Here is a 15,687-nt window from a genome sequence, read left to right on the forward strand (position 1 = left end):
AACAATAGAATAAAAGAAAAAGGAGATGGGAGAATGAGAAAAAAAGTGCTGATCACTGGCTTTGACCCTTTTGACAAAGAAACCGTCAATCCATCATGGGAAGCGGCGAAACGGCTTAATGGCTTCGAGACGGATGAGGCAATCATTACAGCGGAACAAATTCCTACTGTCTTTAGATCCGCTCTGGACACTCTGCGCCAAGCCATTCAAAAACATCAACCGGATATCGTAATTTGTGTCGGCCAAGCAGGAGGACGGATGCAGATTACACCGGAACGAGTGGCGATCAACCTTGCAGATGCGCGAATCCCCGATAACGAAGGACATCAGCCGATTGATGAAGAGATTTCTCCAGATGGGCCCGCCGCTTACTGGACAGGGCTTCCCGTGAAACGAATGACTGCTAAGATGAAGGAACATGGCATTCCAGCTGCGGTTTCCTACACAGCGGGGACCTTTGTATGCAACTATTTGTTCTACGGGTTAATGGATCACATTAGCCGGACATCCCCGCACATTCGCGGCGGTTTTATTCATATTCCTTACATTCCGGAGCAAACAATCGACAAAACAGCGCCGAGCCTCAGCCTGGACACGATTGTCCGGGCATTGAGAATCGCCGCTGTTACGGCCGCACAATATGATGAGGATGTGAAGTCACCGGGCGGTACGCTGCACTAAGCGGCCGCCGCTGTTTCTTCCCTCAGCCTCTTTTTGTAGACAAACGCCGATAGGGTGACACTCACTTCAAACAGGACAAGAAGCGGGATCATCACGAGAAAATCAGAAATAAAATCAGGCGGTGTAATCAATATGGACACGACAATCAGCAGAAAATAGGAAAGCTTTCTCGCTTTGGCCAGTCTGTAAGGATTTAAGATGCCCAGCCTTGTTAAAAACATCACCACCAAGGGCATCTCAAACAAGAAGCCGAACGGCAGGCTCAAATTCACCATAAACCTAAAGTAGCGGTCAGCCGTAAACATCGTTTCAAAGTGGCCGGAGGATAAATGAGTCAAAAAGCTGAGCACGATCGGAAACAAGACAAAGTATCCGAAGGAGATGCCCGCCAAAAACAACGCAAATAAACCTGGTATGTACATGAGCGTCACCTTGCGCTCCGTTTTCGTCAGCGCCGGTGCAACGAAACGCCACAGCTGGTACGCGGCAACAGGGATAGAAGCCGCAATGGCACAAATGCCGGAAAGCATCATATACACCCAGAGGATTTCACTCGGCCCAAGCACAGCCAGCTTTCCATCCAAATCCCTGATCAGCCAGTCATAAATGTCCTGTACGAACAAAAAAGCCGTAATGAGAAATAGAAAAAATGCCGCAAGGGTGACGATAATCCGGCGGCGAAGCTCTTCTAAATGCCCGATCAGATGGGTTTCTTTTTTATCCATTCAAAAAAGCCCTCCCTTTCATAAAAAAAGAGGCAGACCCGGTGTCTGCCTCATCAGCATTCAGCCCGCGTTTTTGTCCTGCTTTACCGCTGTCAGCTCAGCTGATTTCTCTTCTTTTTCATCACCAGACACAAGTGATTTTGTGGCGCTTTTAAATTCCAGCAGTGTCCGTCCGGCGGCACGCCCGATTTCCGGCAGCTTGGAAGGGCCAAAAATAATGAGGGCGATGACAAAGATCAGAATCAAGCCCGGTATACCAATGTTTGAAAACATGTTTTTTCACTCCTTAATTCGTGATTTTTGCCCTTTTCTTAATCATTTGTTTTTCGTGGGCTTTGTTATGCGCAAAGAAACGATCCTCTTCGACCTCATCGGATTGCTTCACCCCGCCTTGGATTGTTGTGGATGATACCTTTCTCAACCCAGTTTGGTCTTTCTGGTAAACGAATGAAGCCCTCGTGGAAATGGCTGCGCCCGGCTCGGTCACAAACGGCATCACCCGATAATCGGCTTTCCACTGGTGAGGCGTCACTGTACAGCGGACATATCCGCGATAGTCGTTAAAGAACTTGATGTGCGGATTTTCTTTTAAAATTTGGTCCGTATCCGCCCGCTTATCGGCGCCGTTTCCTCCGGAAGTGATCGAGGTTCCGACAAATTCGGCTCCGAATATTTTTGAACTTGTTTTCTCGAAATCGACATGCAAATTCGATGCCCAGCTTGCGTGTACATCACCTGTCAGTACGACAACATTATTCAGATTTTTGCTTTTAATGAAATTGATAACCCGTTCGCGCTGAGCCGGGTAGCCGTCCCACGAATCCATGCTGTAGATCGGGCTTGCGCTTGTCCCGAAATTCCACTTGGCAAAGAAAATCTGCTGCGCCAGCACATTCCAGTGGGCTGTCGAGCTGCCCAAATTGTTGAAGAGCCACTGCTCCTGTTCTTTTCCAAGCAGAGTCCGATTCGGATTGCGCGATTCATCAGAAGGCGGCTTATTGCCGTCGTTATTGGCTTGGTCGTCCCTGTACTGGCGGGTATCAAGCACATTGAAGGACGCCAGGTTTCCGTACGTAAAGTGCCGGTACAGCTGCATATCTGGGCCATTCGGCAAAGAGGAAATGCGGAGCGGCATATGTTCATAGTATGCCTGGTATGCTGCCGCGCGACGGAGCACGAATGCTTCAACCGACTGTCCTTTTTCAGGTATTTTATTGGCATAGTTGTTTTCAACTTCATGGTCATCCCAGGTTACAACCCAAGGGAACGCCGCATGTGCAGCTTTAAGATTGGCGTCAGAACGGTATTGTGCGTGACGGTTCCGATAGTCTTGCAGCGAAATGATTTCCGCGCTGTTGTGCGTGCGGACATTGCCTGTTTTTGATACATATTCATTTGGACCGTATTCATATATGTAATCACCGAGATGGAAGACAAGATCAAGCTTTTCCTTTGCCATATGCTTGTAGGCCGTATAATATCCGTGCTCATATTGCTGGCAGGAAGCAAATGCAAAGGTCATTTGCGGCACATTGGCGCCAGGGGCAGGCAGTGTTTTTGTTTTTCCGACAGGGCTTAGTTCATGGCCGGTTTTGAAACGGTAATAGTACACTTTGTTCGGCTCAAGCCCATCCGCTTCCACATGAACGGAATGGGCAAGACTCGGTTTAGCCATTTCAGTGCCTTTTCTTACGATTTTGCGGAAATGCTCATCCTTTGCGACCTCCCATTTGACAGGCACTGCTTGCTTCGGCATTCCCCCGCCATTCAGCGGATCTGGTGCCAGGCGTGTCCAAAGCACGACACTGTCAGAAAGCGGATCACCTGACGCTACCCCTAATGTAAACGGATAGCTTGAGAATTTAGGCGCAGCATTTACTTCAAAGGCCCCAACCGACTGGGCAATCGTTAATCCAAGAGAAAGTCCTGCAATCTTCCCCGCTCCTTGAATAAATTTACGGCGGTCAAACGTATTGTTTTGAAAGCTTTCCTCTTTCAGTTTCTGTACCCATTCATCAAAACGACTGTCGTATGCCATTCAAGATCCCCTCTCTCCTCATTGATCGTCTCCATTATAGGAAATCATTGTTAAACGACTGTGAAGAAGTGTGAACCGATTGTAAGCGCTGAACATCAAAAACAGGTCTTCCCTCACAAGCCTGCCGCTGAAACATGCCGAAAGCTGGCTGAATGACGCGTTTTCTGCATATCCTGTCATTTGCAAGCCGCCCATTCGGACTATTTTTCTTCACATGATCTTAAAAAAACAAAAACACCGAGCCATTTCGCAGAATGACTCAGTGCCTTATCAGTTATTTCGAAAACAATCTGCTGAAAAAGCCCTTCTTTTTCGGCTTTTCAGCAGGAGGCTCTTGTTCTCTTACAATCCCTTTTTCCTTCGCTTCTTTTAACCAAAATGGAAATTCAGCAAGCAGAGCATCATAAAGCTCATCATCAGAAATGCGGTCAATCTCTTCGATATGCAGGAAGTTCGTGTTATCAATGACACGCCCTTCTAACGTATCCAGTTTATTGAGAAAATCAAAGTTTCCGTTTCCGATGCCGACAAACTGCCAGAACACCGGTTTATCAGAAGAAGCTTTAATTATCGGTTTGATTGACTTTTTACAGCCCCCGTCATTGATAAAAACAATGAAAGCAGGATACGAGCTCGGTTCCTCCGCAACATATTTGCGCAGCACGTCCTTCATGACTGGCGGCTCATCATTTCTGCCGAATTTATGCAAGCGGTCATTATTTAAAATTTCACGATCGACATAGCCCGAAAAATCCTTTTCTGAAACTGGCTTTAATCGGGAAAATTCATTATCATACACCCATACATCCAGCAAACCGTTATCATCAAACTGATCAGCCACTGCCAAAATCCGCTCCACCACATTTTGAACCGTCCCGTTTTTGTAGAGCGGTCTCATCGATCCCGTAATATCAAGAACCAGTCCGACACGAGCCGTCACCTTCGTTAACTGCTTTTTCTCCAGTACGATCTTTACACTTTTCTTTTGCAGGTCAATTGTTGCCATTCTGTCATCTCCGTCAGCTCTTTTTTCTTCGATTATCTCACAGGAATATTTTCCATTGCATCTTTTCAAAGAAAAACACCGTTCAACTTGAACGGTGTCCTGTCTCTAAAATGTGTTATATACATTTTCACACGTCTCCGCCGTCGGCTGATAAAAGCAGTGTGACTTAAATCTGGCCACAAACGGCTGGTTATACCACTGGGCTGGACAGTCCCCCTCCGGCCTGAAGTACCATAAACTAAATTTTGCAGGCCAGCGCCTTTCACCATTAATCGACCGGCGTGCAAGGGCACGCTCGCTATCTCGCGCCCTTTGATAAAAATATCCATGAGTCACAGCCTCAAACGCGTGTGGCTGATAAATCATCTGCCTGATGGTGCGGAGGCCTTTAAAATCTGAGCAATTCGCCCGCAGCCGATTAATTCCAACGTTGCCGACAAGCAGCATCCCCTGCTTGCCTTCACCTTCCGCTTCCGCTCTGAGCAGCCTTGCCATCAAATCGACATCCGCACTCGTTGCTCTCACGACCGCCATCACGTCACCTCCCCTTGATCTCTTTTCATCATATTTCATTACTTCAGAAGTGATGACGGAGGGACAGGAGAAGTTTTTAAATTTATTCATCTAAAAACAGCAAACATAATGGGCTGTTGGGCATCAAAGCAGCGTCCGGTGCAGTACAAGCTTCACATTTCCGCTGTCGAAGCGCCGCAGCCTCAATTCCTGGATTCACATCATTGACCCCTCCCCAGCAGATTTGCACCCGCCTCCGAAAAAAAATAAGGTTTAACTTTTTACATTTGAGGAATTATACATAACAAATCAAATGACAAAAGGAGGAATTGTAATGACACATGTGAAAGCGCTCGCTATTAAAGGTATTATGACGATTATTGTGTTGTATCTGGTGCTTGGTCTGGGCTTTGGGTTCACGTTTGGTGATACGCTGCTAATGACGATTGTGTTAGGAGTTATTTCTTATTTACTGGGCGATCTTTATGTATTGCCGAAATGGAATAATATGATTGCAACTTTGGCTGATTTTGGTTTGGCCTTTCTCGTGATCTGGCTGATGGGCATGCCGCTTTCTATGGGGATGACTGGCGGTGAAGTTGCATTGGCGGCTTTATTCGGCGCGATTGTCATGGCAATCGGTGAATATTGCTTCCATTTCTATATGATGAGCAAAGAGATTGGCAAGAAGCATTATCTTGAAACAAGAACAGACTCATAATGGAAAGGCCGGTGCTGACAGCATCGGCCTTTTATACATATTGGGCGCCTTTGTTTACGCATCCTGCTTGTCCGCATTCCTGATCGCCATGTAGGAAAAGAACAATCCGAATGCCGCTAACGATAACGGGATATACACAACAGATGAAATCGAGAAGCCCGGACTTGTTGAGCTGATGAGCATCACAATTACTACAGATGAAATGATGGTCGCCGGAACCGAGTGTCTACGCATCCCAAAAAAGATGGGAACTAAACTGGTTCCAGCGGCGCCAAAAGCGAAAACCGCCATTTTGACCGCCTGTTTAGAAATGATCTCGGAAGTAAGCTCTCCTGGTATGAAATGGTAGATCGAGTTCAGCCAAAAGAAACCGGCGGCTATGAGTATATTTGAAAGTAAAATCGTGATAAACGTCAGTCCGCCCGCGATCATGAGCTTAGCGGTGAGCAGCTTTTTACGGCTGATCGGGTACGTGAACATCACAAGAATGGTTTTGTTTTTATATTCCGAAATCACCAATTTTACGATCAGCACAGCGCCAAATACGATAAATACCGCTCTGACGAAGGTGCCGATGATGAGGAATGCTTCATCCGTACTTTGGAACGAAACCCCGCCATCGGCTTTTTCGGAATAACTGATCAGCCACATAAAACCCATAATGATCACGTTGGCAATAAGGGCACCTCTGATATACCAGCCCATTTTCATTTTTCTTAATTCGATTCTGATCAAATTCATCAACGTGTCTCTCCTCCTTTACGCACTGATGCTATTGCCGTTGATCAATTTGATAAAATAATCCTCCAGCGACGTATACTTTTTGTTCAATGATTCAATGTCTACATCATTTAAAATCAGCGCTTTGGATATAGCAGCCTGTGAGGCTTCGGCTTCGTAAATTCGGATTGTTTTCTCATTTAAAATTTTAAAGTTGGTTAATTGCAGCTCTTTCTCAAGAACAAAGCAGGCCTTTGTCTGATTCGATGTAACAAGCTCGATGTATTCAGTGTTCTGGCCCCTGACATCCTCCATTGATACCTCTTCAAGCAGTCTGCCGTCCCGAATGACGCCGATCGTGTCCGCAATTTGTTCGATTTCACTCAGTAAGTGGCTTGAGATCAGCAGTGTCATCCCGTACTCTTTGCTCAGCACTTGAAACAATTGCCTGATCTTTTTAATGCCGATAGGGTCAAGACCATTCACCGGCTCATCCAGAATGAGCAGGTCCGGCTTCGTGAGGATGGCACGCGCAATTCCAAGGCGCTGCTTCATCCCGAGGGAAAAGGTTTTGACGGGTTTTTTGTCGATTTGTTTTAAATTCACCATATCCAGCACTTCTTGTATGGCTTTTTTATTGTGGTATCCCATATATTCACAATGCAGATCTAAATTTTCTTCAGCTGTCAGGTTTTCATAAAAAATCGGATATTCAATCATGCTGCCGATGTTCCCCAGCACCTTATATGACGTGTGGGTGAACTTGTTCCCAAGAATGATGATTTCACCGCTTGTCGGTTTGACAAGGCTCGTCAGCATTTTCATAATGGTTGTTTTCCCCGCGCCGTTCGGGCCGAGAAAGCCGTAGATTTCACCTTTTTTAATATGCATGCTGACATTGGATACGACCTCTATGCCCTGATACGTTTTGGTCAGCCCGTTTGTTTGTACGATATAAGTCAACTTTGTTTCTCCTTCCCTCTCTTTTCCTGTTTTCTATTGTAGCGGCGAGCCCTGTCATTTTTATTTCTCAAACCTTAAGAAATTCTTACGATTAATATGTCATGCGTTTCAATGTGATCGTAAATGCAGTCCGTTCGTACGGCTTGCTTTGGACGGATATGGTGCCTCCCATTTTTTCTGTAAGCCGTTTTGTGATGGTTAAACCCAAGCCGCTTCCTTGAAATGCTTTATTTCTGGATTCTTCCAGTGTGTACAGCCTCTCAAACACCCGCTGCTGATCGGTTTCACTAATCCCTTTTCCGCGATCCCATACGGTGATGGCGATGTTCCTCTCATCATAAGACAGCGTCATGCCGATTAACTTGCCGGCCGCGCCATATTGAATCGCATTGGACAATAGGTTTTGCAGGATTCTGTCCAGAGCCTCTTCATTCGCCTGCGCATACACCGGCGTATCCGGGATATCGATGGCTGCTTGAAAGCCTTTTGACTGAACAGCGTCATAATAGTGCAGGATATTTCGTTTGCATATGTCGTTCATATGTACTTTGGTGATCGGGATCTCTTTATCTTCAGATTCTAATTTCGCTAAATCAAAAAAGGAGTTGATCATCTGAATAAGTTCATTTGTTTTCTGGCGGAGCTTCCCCAGCAATCTTTCCCGCTCTTCGTCCGGCATGTTCGGGTCACTTTGAATGGCTTCGATATAACCGAGAATGACCGTTAACGGCGTTTTCAGGTCGTGCGACATATTGGTCAGCATCCGCTTCATGGATTGCTCTGTTTTCGCAAACCGGGCACTGATTTGCTGACGATTCTCAAGGAAAAGATTGATGTTAACAAGCAAGTCTTTGAGCGCATGATCGTCTGTAGGAAGCAAAATTTGTCCTGCCGAATCCCAGCTGAGCATGTAGCTAAGCTGGTCAGCCGTGTAAGCCAGATTCCCGTCCCGCTTCTTTTTCATTATGAATTGAATCACATTCAGACACGCCAGAGCGATGACAGCGGCCACCCATAGCACTGTCATTCTAAAACTCTCCTAATTTATAACCGATGCCCCATAGCGTTTTAATATATTGAGGGGAGGAGGGGTCATCCTCAATCTTTTCTCTGAGCCGCCGCATATGTACGTTAATGATGTTCTGATCATCAAAGTACTCTTCATTCCAAACGGAACGGTAGATTTGTTCTTTCGTAAACACTTTTTTAGGATTTGATGCAAATAAGCACAGCAGCTGCCATTCTGTTGACGTCAGCTGAAGCGGCTCTCCGTTTTTCAAAACGGAAACATTGTCTATATCTATCGCAAGCTGGTGAATCCGGATCACCTTATTCACAGCCGGCTCCTCTGCCGAATATTGCGTCGCCCGCCGTATCGCGGCTTTTACTCTGGCTGTCAGCTCAATCATAGAAAACGGTTTGGCGATATAATCATCCGCCCCAAAACCCAGTCCCAATGCCTTGTCTACATCTCCGTCTTTTGCCGAAATCATTAAGACCGGTATATTGCTTTTTTCCCGGATGATTTTCAGAAAATCCATTCCGTTCAGCTTCGGGAGCATGATATCAAGGAGGACCAAATCGTATGAACCCTGCTGAAACAGCCGGATACCCTCTTCTCCGTCGAAAGCATGCACAATTCCAAAGCCTTCTTTTGTTAAATAATGATCCACCATTTCACTGATTGAGTGGTCGTCTTCTACAAGCAATATGCGCTGCATCTTCTCACCTAACCTTTACAAAATCAAAAAACACACACGTAATTACACTTATTGTAATTGAAAAACGTGTGTGTTTTATATAAATTATTCTTTTTTTCCTGTTTTCAGCTTCCTGTATTCCATGCCCGTAATGACAAAGAATACAGCAGTGGATCCAATGACTTGAATAAGCCGAAGCCGTTCACCGAGAAATAAAGCTCCATAGAAAATCGTCAGGAAAGACCCTGCCATTGAAATGGCGGCGGCTCGCTGTGCCCCGATTCGTTTTATGCCCTCAAGCATTAGCACAAATGGAATCACAGTGGTTACGACTGCCATTACCGCGAACAAACCATACATAGAAAGCGGATATGCTGCCATTGGCGTATTCATGCCAACCGCCGATTTTATCCCTGTGTAAAGCATCATGGCAGCTCCAGCAGCTGTCATCCCGTATGCATTGAGACGGATCCCCCCGATTTGATGGACGAGATGCCCGGAAAGGACAAGATAACCAGCATAGACTGCCGAAGATAACAAAATGAATACAGCTCCAATCATATTCGCCTGAAAAAGCTCAGCATTCCAGCCGCCCAGCGCCAAGAAAAGCCCAAACATGACCGCCAGAACTGCGAAAAGGTCCTGAATTGAGGACCTTTTCCGGTCACGACACGCGGCGAATCCAAACACAAACAACGGATAGCTCATCAGCAATATACGTTCAACCATTGCGGATACATGGTTCAGCCCGATAAAATCAAGCAAGGGAGACAGAAAAAAACAAAACACTCCCGCGCCACAAGCCTTCCATAGGTCTCCTTTTTTCTTACCGTCTGGCATTGGAGGTCGGTATATTAAAAAAATCAGCCAAAACAGCGGAACAGCCAGCAGCTGCCTGTATAGCAGCACGGCATCTGGCTCAGCACCCATTTGGTATGCCCATTTTATCCAAATCGATTTAGACGCAAAACAAACTGTTCCGATCAGCAAAAAAATCGTACCTGCTGCGGCCTCACGAATCTTACTCTGCTCTTCTGCTCTCATCTCAGCTCAGCTTTTCTCCTTTACTTATTCAAATGCTTTTGGATAAAATCCAGAAGCGTATATCCTTGAGCAGTCAGAATAACACCTTTTCCGCTGCAGGCCGGGCAAGGTGTTCCTTCGATTTCTCCCGCTCTTTCACATTTAGGACATGCGACCTCAAGATCATCAGTTGCAATGACCATTTGATATCCTCCTTTCTAACTCATCTGCTATGCCACCACCAGCCATCGTCCATTGGCCGTCACCTCCTTTAAGAAACACAAAAAACCCCCGTCCTATGCAAAGGACGAGGGTCTCGCGGTACCACCTTTATTAACAGCTATACAGCCGTTCACTCTAAGTACAGAAAACCTATGTTTCGATACTCCTCTCTTGGTAACGGGGAGAGAAACCCGGCATCGCCTACTATCCGTTCAGCAAAGCAATTCAGAAGCCCATTCGGCATCAGGGAAGGATCGGTTCACACCTGCCACCGACTCTCTGAACCTCCATTCTGATGCGTACTTGCTCTTCCTCACGATTGTTAATCCGTTCTATTATTTGTAAAGTTTATAATACTTGGTTCTTGAAATGAAGTCAATTGGTTAACCCGGTTTTACACCAAGTGCTTCCAGCGCCATATTGATGTGTTCCTCCTGCTGTGTTTGCAGAGCTAGCTTGGCGATTTCCACCGGATACGCCGCTTGCATCTCTGAGATGTGTTCCTGCATTTTTGCCCATTTCCGGCCACCTGCTTGATCATAGTATTCAAGCAAACGGGCAGTTTCTTTTTCTCCGAAAATGGTTTGATAAAGAACAAAATCCTTAGCTGGGTCAGCAACCTTCGCTTCTGTCCAATCCAGAAGTCCTGTGACACGTCCATTTTGATCGATAAGGATATGCGGCGGGTGGAGATCGCCGTGTATCAAAGAAGAGAAACCCGGCCAGTATGCATCATCATTTATCCACTTTTGCCATCTTTCCCAAAGCGTCGTAGATACGCCAAGCTTATTCTTCACATCAACCATAGAGTCTGCTGTCATTTGCCTGAAATCTTCTGGCCTTATCACTTCTATTCCGGATTGCCCAGCAGATATTTGATCCGTGCCATGTAATTCAGCCAGTATGTCGGCAAGTGTGCGGACAAAGTCGTCTGACGGCGGCTGATGATCCATATTCCATACATATTGCTTTTGTTCCAAGTCAATTCCAGCAGCCGGCGTTCCTTTTAACATGGGGTAAGCGATCAATTCCGGTGTATGAATTCTCCAATCCGGCACATCAGCAGTCAGATTCGCGCGGAGAAAGGCAAGCGTTATGCCTTCTGCAGATGCTCTTTCCACAACATCACTTCGCCGCGGTTTTCGCAGCATCCATGGCATACCTGTGTCGTCCTTGGCAAATACAACTTGAAAGTCCATTCCGGTTTCATTCAATTGCGCGTTCTCAGAATGAACCGTCAAACCTTGGCTGCGTGCAAGCCCGACAATCTCAGTGATAAGCTGTTTTTCGTTAAGGTTTGTCATCCCATTTCCCCTTTCTCATGCTCCGGCCTGCAGTAGAGAGAAGGGATGCTTGAAGGCACAAAAAAGGGCAGGCACGCCACCCTCTTTTTTGATAATCATGTAAGGGCTCATACATAGGCGGATTCATCCCGATTCTCTCGCATTCAGGCGAGAGTTGTTCACTATTGAATTCGTGTCACTCGGAATCTAATGAATGCCATGCTGTAACCCCTCCGTTTCCTATACGCTGATTTTCATTTTACAGCATATTCCATCTCCCCGCTATAAAAACATGAATCAAGTCACTGGAGCAGGATTAAACAAGCACAAATCATTATGAAGACCCCAACGGTCTGCCCACGTTTGTTTGCGGCCGCTTGCCACATCCAAAATCGTCCTGAAGATTTCCCAGCCTACGTCTTCGATACTGGCCTCTCCTGTCGCGATTCGGCCGGCATTGATATCGATTAAATCAGCCCAATGCTCTGATAAGGAATGCCGAGTCGATACTTTCAGCACCGGCGCAGCAGCCAGGCCATATGGTGTTCCCCTCCCTGTCGTAAACACCTGCAGATTCATGCCCGCAGCCAGCTGCAGGGTGCCGCACACAAAATCGCTTGCCGGTGTCGCCGCGAACAGCAGGCCTTTTTGCTCTGCTCTTTCACCAGGGCCGAGCACGCCGGAGATGGGGCTTGTGCCTGATTTCGCTACCGAGCCTAACGCTTTTTCCACCACATTGGATAATCCGCCTTTTTTATTGCCTGGTGACGGGTTTGCGCTACGGTCTGCGTCTCCCCGCCGAAGATAGCTGTCATACCACTTCATCTCTTTGATCAGTGATTGTCCGACCTCTTCACTGACAGCCCGCGGCGTTAATAAATGAATGGCATCCCGCACCTCTGTCACTTCAGAAAACAAAACCGTTGCACCTGCGCGAACCAATAAATCAGCCGCATACCCCACGGCAGGGTTCGCCGTTACGCCGGAAAACGCATCACTGCCGCCGCATTGCAGGCCGATAACCAGATCCGAAACAGGGCATGACACCCGGGTTCTGCTGTTCAGCCTGATTAACCGTTCCTCCGCCATTTCCAAAATGGATTGGATCATCGCCGCAAAACCTCGGTGATCCTGGAGCGATAGAATGTCATCATCATTTTCGGAGGCAATTCTTTCCGGGAGGAGCTTTTCACATCCTAATCCGATTACCATTACTTCTCCGCCGAAGTTCGGATGCTTCGCAAGATTTTGAATCGTGCGGATCGGAATGACAGCGTCGGGCGCATTGATCGCCACGCCGCATCCGTATTGATGATGCAGCGGCACAACGTCATCGACATTTGGGTATTTCGGCAGCAGCTCTTCTTTTATTCGTTTGACTGCATAATCCAAAACGCCAACAACACATTGAACACTTGTCGTGATGCCGAGAATATTTTTTGTCCCCGTACTGCCATCCGCATTTCGATATCCTTCAAACGTATAGCCTTCAAGAGACGGCCGCGGCTGCGGCACTCTATTTGCAAGAGGAAGATCGTCTAACGCCGGAGGAGCGGGCATTCTCACGAGGTCTTCCCGTATCCAGCTCCCGCGTTTGATCGTCTCATCAGCAAATCCGATCACCTCTCCGTAACGCACGATCTCGTCCCCTTGATTGAGATCGGTGAGGGCCACCTTATGGCCTTGAGGAACATCCTCTTCAAGTACGAGCCCACATGAGAAAACAGTGCCCTTTGGCAGCCCTCCATCATTTACAATAATCGCGGTGTTATCTATTTCATGCACTTTGATGTAAAGGGGGGCTTGGTTCTTCCTGAGGTTCATCGCCATATGAAAATCACTCCTCATATTTTAGTAAGCGTTTTCTAAATTGGTTTAAAAAAACCGCAGCTCTTACGTTTCAACTGCGGTTGCTCACCATTATTTTTCATCCATTCCTTTTAGAATTTTGTCACGGACAAATTTCAGATGCTCATACATGTGGTAATGTGCTTTGTACGGATCTCTTTTGGCAAGGGCGTCGTAGATTTTTTTGTGATATTCGACCGTTACATCTCTCTCCCTGTACGGAATTTGGCTGTCAATTTTCGCATGGGTGATCAGCAGGGACTGAATCATCCCTTCAACGACGGGGTTATTGGCGCTTAACGCAATAATTCGATGGAACTCTTTATCCGCTTCACCATAAAGATTGTCAGTGCTGTTGGCAATATCGTCGATCGTCTTCTGCAAACGCTGAAGCTCTTCCTCATTGATTTTTTCCGCGGCAATTGTCACGAGTCCGAGTTCTAGCGCCATCCGCGCTTCAATGATAGCCGGAAGATTATCAGTGGCCAAGGCAAGCATGACGGAAAACGGCTGCATGCCGATTTTATCGTTGAAATATGTGCCCCCTCGTGTTTTTCTCGTAATGACGCCCAGCGTTTCAAGTGAACTGAGTGCCTCCCGAAGCACAGGCCTGCTGACATGCAAAATGTCCATCAGTTCCATTTCTGTCGGCAATTTGTCTCCGGCCCTCAACTGTCCGCTCGATAATAAATGGACAATCCGTTCGATGACCTGCTTGGCTAATGTTTTCCGATTGACTGTATCGACTTTCAAATCCTCTAAACCTTCGTACACGAACAACTCTCCCTTCAGTTGTTCAATTGTAAGACAAAATAGCGGATATGACAATATTTTCAATCAAACTTATCGCACAAGACACGGGCGCTTCCGGTCAAATTCCCAGTTGCTGATCAGGAACTGCATTGGGATCGCGTCATTCCGTGCGCCTAAATTCATTTTCCGGTAGATCTCATGCGCTTTTTCCACTTGTTCCATATCAATATCGACGCCTAGTCCAGGCTTATCCGGCACCTTGACACAGCCAGAAGAAATCTCAAAAGGCTGTTTCGTTAATCGCTGCCCGTCCTGCCAGATCCAATGGGTATCAATCGCCGTGATCCGCCCCGGAGCCGCTGCTGCCACATGGGTAAACATCGCAAGGGAAATATCAAAGTGGTTGTTGGAGTGCGAGCCCCATGTCAAACCCCAATCATGGCACATTTGCGCAACCCGCACCGACCCTTGCATCGTCCAAAAATGCGGATCAGCCAGCGGTATATCGACCGCATGGAGCTGAATCGCGTGACCCATTTCCCGCCAGTCAGTCGCAATCATATTTGTCGCAGTCGGAAGCCCTGTCGCGCGGCGGAATTCAGCCATTACTTCACGAGCGGAGTAGCCATTCTCATCCCCGCACGGATCTTCCGCATACGCGAGCACATCTTGCTTTCCTTTGCATAATGCAATAGCTTCCTCTAATGACCATGCCCCGTTCGGATCAAGAGTGATCCTTGCCTCTGGAAAACGTTTCGATAATGCGGTAACAGCTTCGATTTCCTCTTCTCCCCGCAGCACCCCGCCTTTCAATTTGAAATCCTGAAAGCCATAGCGCTCCTGTGCGGATTCGGCAAGACGCACAATGGCCTCCGGCGTCAGCGCTTCCTCATGGCGCAGACGGAACCACGCACAATCTGACTGCTCATCGCTTTGATACGGCAAGGTCGTCCGCTTTCGGTCGCCGATATAAAAGAGGTAGCCGAGCATTTTTACTTCATCACGCTGCTTCCCTTCGCCCAGCAAAGCCGCGACCGGTTCCTGAAGAAACTTTCCAAGCAAATCTAACAAAGCCGCTTCCAGTGCGGTGACGGCGTGCACAGTGGTGCGCAAATCAAACGTCTGGTTTCCTCGCCCTCCCCTGTCCTGATCGCCAAACTGCTTTCTGACCGTTTGCAATATCGCTTGGTACGCACCGATAGATTTTCCGACAACAAGCGGCTCTGACAGCTCCAGTGTGCGGCGAATATGCTCTCCGCCAGGCACCTCGCCGACTCCCTGATTTCCGCTGCTGTCTGTTAAGATTACGATATTCCGGGTAAAAAACGGGCTGTGTGCTCCGCTTAGATTCAGCAGCATGCTGTCATGTCCCGCAACAGGAATCACCTTCATTTCATAAATTGAGGGAATATTCGATCTTTTTTCTTTTTGAACCTGCTCTTGTATCGGTGAACTCATGCATTTTCCTCCCTTTATAAAGCGCTTTCATAA

The 15,687-nt window shown here is 47.1% G+C and carries 19 protein-coding genes and 1 other annotated feature; of the genes, 3 read left to right on the forward strand and 16 right to left on the reverse strand.

The features are described 5' to 3' along the window. Nucleotides 1-33 precede the first annotated feature (33 nt). Nucleotides 34-681 carry a pyroglutamyl-peptidase I gene (gene pcp / locus M1D94_RS19735; protein WP_038427317.1) on the forward strand — a complete coding sequence of 216 codons (648 nt, stop codon included), beginning with the start codon at nt 34-36 and terminating at the stop codon, nt 679-681. Here pcp and tatC read toward each other — a convergent pair. The 6 genes from tatC to cwlJ form a co-directional block, all read right to left on the reverse strand. Beyond that, nucleotides 678-1,406: a twin-arginine translocase subunit TatC gene (gene tatC, locus M1D94_RS19740; RefSeq protein WP_014475692.1), complete on the reverse strand. Its 729-nt coding sequence runs from the start codon at nt 1,404-1,406 to the stop codon at nt 678-680. The genes pcp and tatC overlap by 4 nt on opposite strands. A 60-nt stretch (nt 1,407-1,466) precedes the next feature. Further along, nucleotides 1,467-1,679, reverse strand: coding sequence for a sec-independent protein translocase protein TatAD (tatAD, locus tag M1D94_RS19745; RefSeq protein ID WP_003223835.1), 213 nt, complete (start codon nt 1,677-1,679; stop codon nt 1,467-1,469). A gap of 13 nt (nt 1,680-1,692) precedes the next feature. After that, entirely contained in the window at nt 1,693-3,444 is a 1,752-nt protein-coding gene (phoD, locus tag M1D94_RS19750) for an alkaline phosphatase PhoD (protein ID WP_029945967.1), read from the reverse strand. An 18-nt stretch (nt 3,445-3,462) separates the two neighbouring features. Continuing rightward, on the reverse strand, nt 3,463-3,639 hold the full coding sequence (locus tag M1D94_RS19755; protein WP_032679897.1) for a hypothetical protein: 177 nt from the start codon (nt 3,637-3,639) through the stop codon (nt 3,463-3,465). Between the two features lie 79 nt (nt 3,640-3,718). Beyond that, nucleotides 3,719-4,450 carry a vWA domain-containing protein gene (locus tag M1D94_RS19760; protein WP_253137350.1) on the reverse strand — a complete coding sequence of 244 codons (732 nt, stop codon included), beginning with the start codon at nt 4,448-4,450 and terminating at the stop codon, nt 3,719-3,721. A gap of 105 nt (nt 4,451-4,555) precedes the next feature. After that, nucleotides 4,556-4,984, reverse strand: a complete 429-nt coding sequence (gene cwlJ, locus M1D94_RS19765; RefSeq protein ID WP_015715185.1) for a cell wall hydrolase CwlJ — start codon at nt 4,982-4,984, stop codon at nt 4,556-4,558. 313 nt (nt 4,985-5,297) lie between these two features. On the opposite strand from cwlJ, the gene M1D94_RS19770 reads away from it, so the two are divergent. Together M1D94_RS19770 and M1D94_RS19775 are read left to right on the forward strand one after the other, a co-directional pair. Beyond that, the gene (locus M1D94_RS19770) at nt 5,298-5,684 is read left to right on the forward strand and encodes a YndM family protein (RefSeq protein WP_003246313.1); all 387 of its coding nucleotides are present in this window, start codon (nt 5,298-5,300) and stop codon (nt 5,682-5,684) included. Then, a complete protein-coding gene (locus tag M1D94_RS19775; protein WP_119122840.1) occupies nt 5,644-5,778 on the forward strand; it encodes a hypothetical protein in 135 nt (44 codons plus the stop codon). The genes M1D94_RS19770 and M1D94_RS19775 overlap by 41 nt, the downstream gene beginning before the upstream one ends. Here the strand turns inward: M1D94_RS19775 and M1D94_RS19780 are convergent. From M1D94_RS19780 to gudD, 10 genes are all read right to left on the reverse strand, one after another. After that, nucleotides 5,739-6,425 (reverse strand): ABC transporter permease, encoded by a 687-nt coding sequence (locus M1D94_RS19780; protein WP_021481874.1) that lies wholly within the window; start codon nt 6,423-6,425, stop codon nt 5,739-5,741. The genes M1D94_RS19775 and M1D94_RS19780 overlap by 40 nt on opposite strands. Nucleotides 6,426-6,443: 18 nt before the next feature. Further along, entirely contained in the window at nt 6,444-7,367 is a 924-nt protein-coding gene (locus M1D94_RS19785) for an ABC transporter ATP-binding protein (protein WP_021481875.1), read from the reverse strand. 91 nt (nt 7,368-7,458) lie between these two features. Further along, entirely contained in the window at nt 7,459-8,394 is a 936-nt protein-coding gene (ycbM, locus tag M1D94_RS19790; RefSeq protein ID WP_151870471.1) for a two-component system sensor histidine kinase YcbM, read from the reverse strand. A 1-nt stretch (nt 8,395) separates the two neighbouring features. After that, on the reverse strand, nt 8,396-9,076 hold the full coding sequence (gene ycbL / locus M1D94_RS19795; protein WP_009966453.1) for a two-component system response regulator YcbL: 681 nt from the start codon (nt 9,074-9,076) through the stop codon (nt 8,396-8,398). Nucleotides 9,077-9,172: 96 nt separating this feature from the next. After that, nucleotides 9,173-10,111: a DMT family transporter gene (locus M1D94_RS19800; RefSeq protein WP_456270318.1), complete on the reverse strand. Its 939-nt coding sequence runs from the start codon at nt 10,109-10,111 to the stop codon at nt 9,173-9,175. Nucleotides 10,112-10,131: 20 nt separating this feature from the next. Then, nucleotides 10,132-10,293, reverse strand: coding sequence for an anti-TRAP regulator (gene rtpA, locus M1D94_RS19805; RefSeq protein WP_003234807.1), 162 nt, complete (start codon nt 10,291-10,293; stop codon nt 10,132-10,134). Between the two features lie 97 nt (nt 10,294-10,390). Then, nucleotides 10,391-10,638, reverse strand: a binding site (T-box leader). A gap of 57 nt (nt 10,639-10,695) precedes the next feature. After that, the gene (mphK, locus tag M1D94_RS19810; protein WP_456270319.1) at nt 10,696-11,616 is read right to left on the reverse strand and encodes a macrolide 2'-phosphotransferase MphK; all 921 of its coding nucleotides are present in this window, start codon (nt 11,614-11,616) and stop codon (nt 10,696-10,698) included. Between the two features lie 276 nt (nt 11,617-11,892). Then, nucleotides 11,893-13,425, reverse strand: a complete 1,533-nt coding sequence (gene garD, locus M1D94_RS19815; protein ID WP_049140297.1) for a galactarate dehydratase — start codon at nt 13,423-13,425, stop codon at nt 11,893-11,895. Nucleotides 13,426-13,515: 90 nt separating this feature from the next. Next, a complete protein-coding gene (locus M1D94_RS19820) occupies nt 13,516-14,217 on the reverse strand; it encodes a FadR/GntR family transcriptional regulator (protein ID WP_003234813.1) in 702 nt (233 codons plus the stop codon). A gap of 69 nt (nt 14,218-14,286) precedes the next feature. Next, complete coding sequence (gene gudD, locus M1D94_RS19825; RefSeq protein WP_103803528.1) at nt 14,287-15,654, reverse strand: glucarate dehydratase; 1,368 nt, start codon at nt 15,652-15,654, stop codon at nt 14,287-14,289. Nucleotides 15,655-15,687: the final 33 nt, after the last annotated feature.

This window comes from Bacillus sp. JZ109 (assembly GCF_053903135.1).

Excerpts from the sequence above, each read along its gene's own strand:
- pcp (WP_038427317.1), top strand. The coding sequence starts at position 34 with ATGAGAAAAAAAGTGCTGATCACTGGCTTTGACCCTTTTGACAAAGAA.
- mphK (WP_456270319.1), bottom strand. The coding sequence starts at position 11,616 with ATGACAAACCTTAACGAAAAACAGCTTATCACTGAGATTGTCGGGCTT.
- tatAD (WP_003223835.1), bottom strand. The coding sequence starts at position 1,679 with ATGTTTTCAAACATTGGTATACCGGGCTTGATTCTGATCTTTGTCATC.
- gudD (WP_103803528.1), bottom strand. The coding sequence starts at position 15,654 with ATGAGTTCACCGATACAAGAGCAGGTTCAAAAAGAAAAAAGATCGAAT.
- cwlJ (WP_015715185.1), bottom strand. The coding sequence starts at position 4,984 with ATGGCGGTCGTGAGAGCAACGAGTGCGGATGTCGATTTGATGGCAAGG.
- garD (WP_049140297.1), bottom strand. The coding sequence starts at position 13,425 with ATGGCGATGAACCTCAGGAAGAACCAAGCCCCCCTTTACATCAAAGTG.
- tatC (WP_014475692.1), bottom strand. The coding sequence starts at position 1,406 with ATGGATAAAAAAGAAACCCATCTGATCGGGCATTTAGAAGAGCTTCGC.
- M1D94_RS19755 (WP_032679897.1), bottom strand. The coding sequence starts at position 3,639 with ATGGGCGGCTTGCAAATGACAGGATATGCAGAAAACGCGTCATTCAGC.
- phoD (WP_029945967.1), bottom strand. The coding sequence starts at position 3,444 with ATGGCATACGACAGTCGTTTTGATGAATGGGTACAGAAACTGAAAGAG.
- M1D94_RS19770 (WP_003246313.1), top strand. The coding sequence starts at position 5,298 with ATGACACATGTGAAAGCGCTCGCTATTAAAGGTATTATGACGATTATT.
- ycbM (WP_151870471.1), bottom strand. The coding sequence starts at position 8,394 with ATGACAGTGCTATGGGTGGCCGCTGTCATCGCTCTGGCGTGTCTGAAT.
- M1D94_RS19760 (WP_253137350.1), bottom strand. The coding sequence starts at position 4,450 with ATGGCAACAATTGACCTGCAAAAGAAAAGTGTAAAGATCGTACTGGAG.
- rtpA (WP_003234807.1), bottom strand. The coding sequence starts at position 10,293 with ATGGTCATTGCAACTGATGATCTTGAGGTCGCATGTCCTAAATGTGAA.
- M1D94_RS19780 (WP_021481874.1), bottom strand. The coding sequence starts at position 6,425 with ATGAATTTGATCAGAATCGAATTAAGAAAAATGAAAATGGGCTGGTAT.
- M1D94_RS19800 (WP_456270318.1), bottom strand. The coding sequence starts at position 10,111 with ATGAGAGCAGAAGAGCAGAGTAAGATTCGTGAGGCCGCAGCAGGTACG.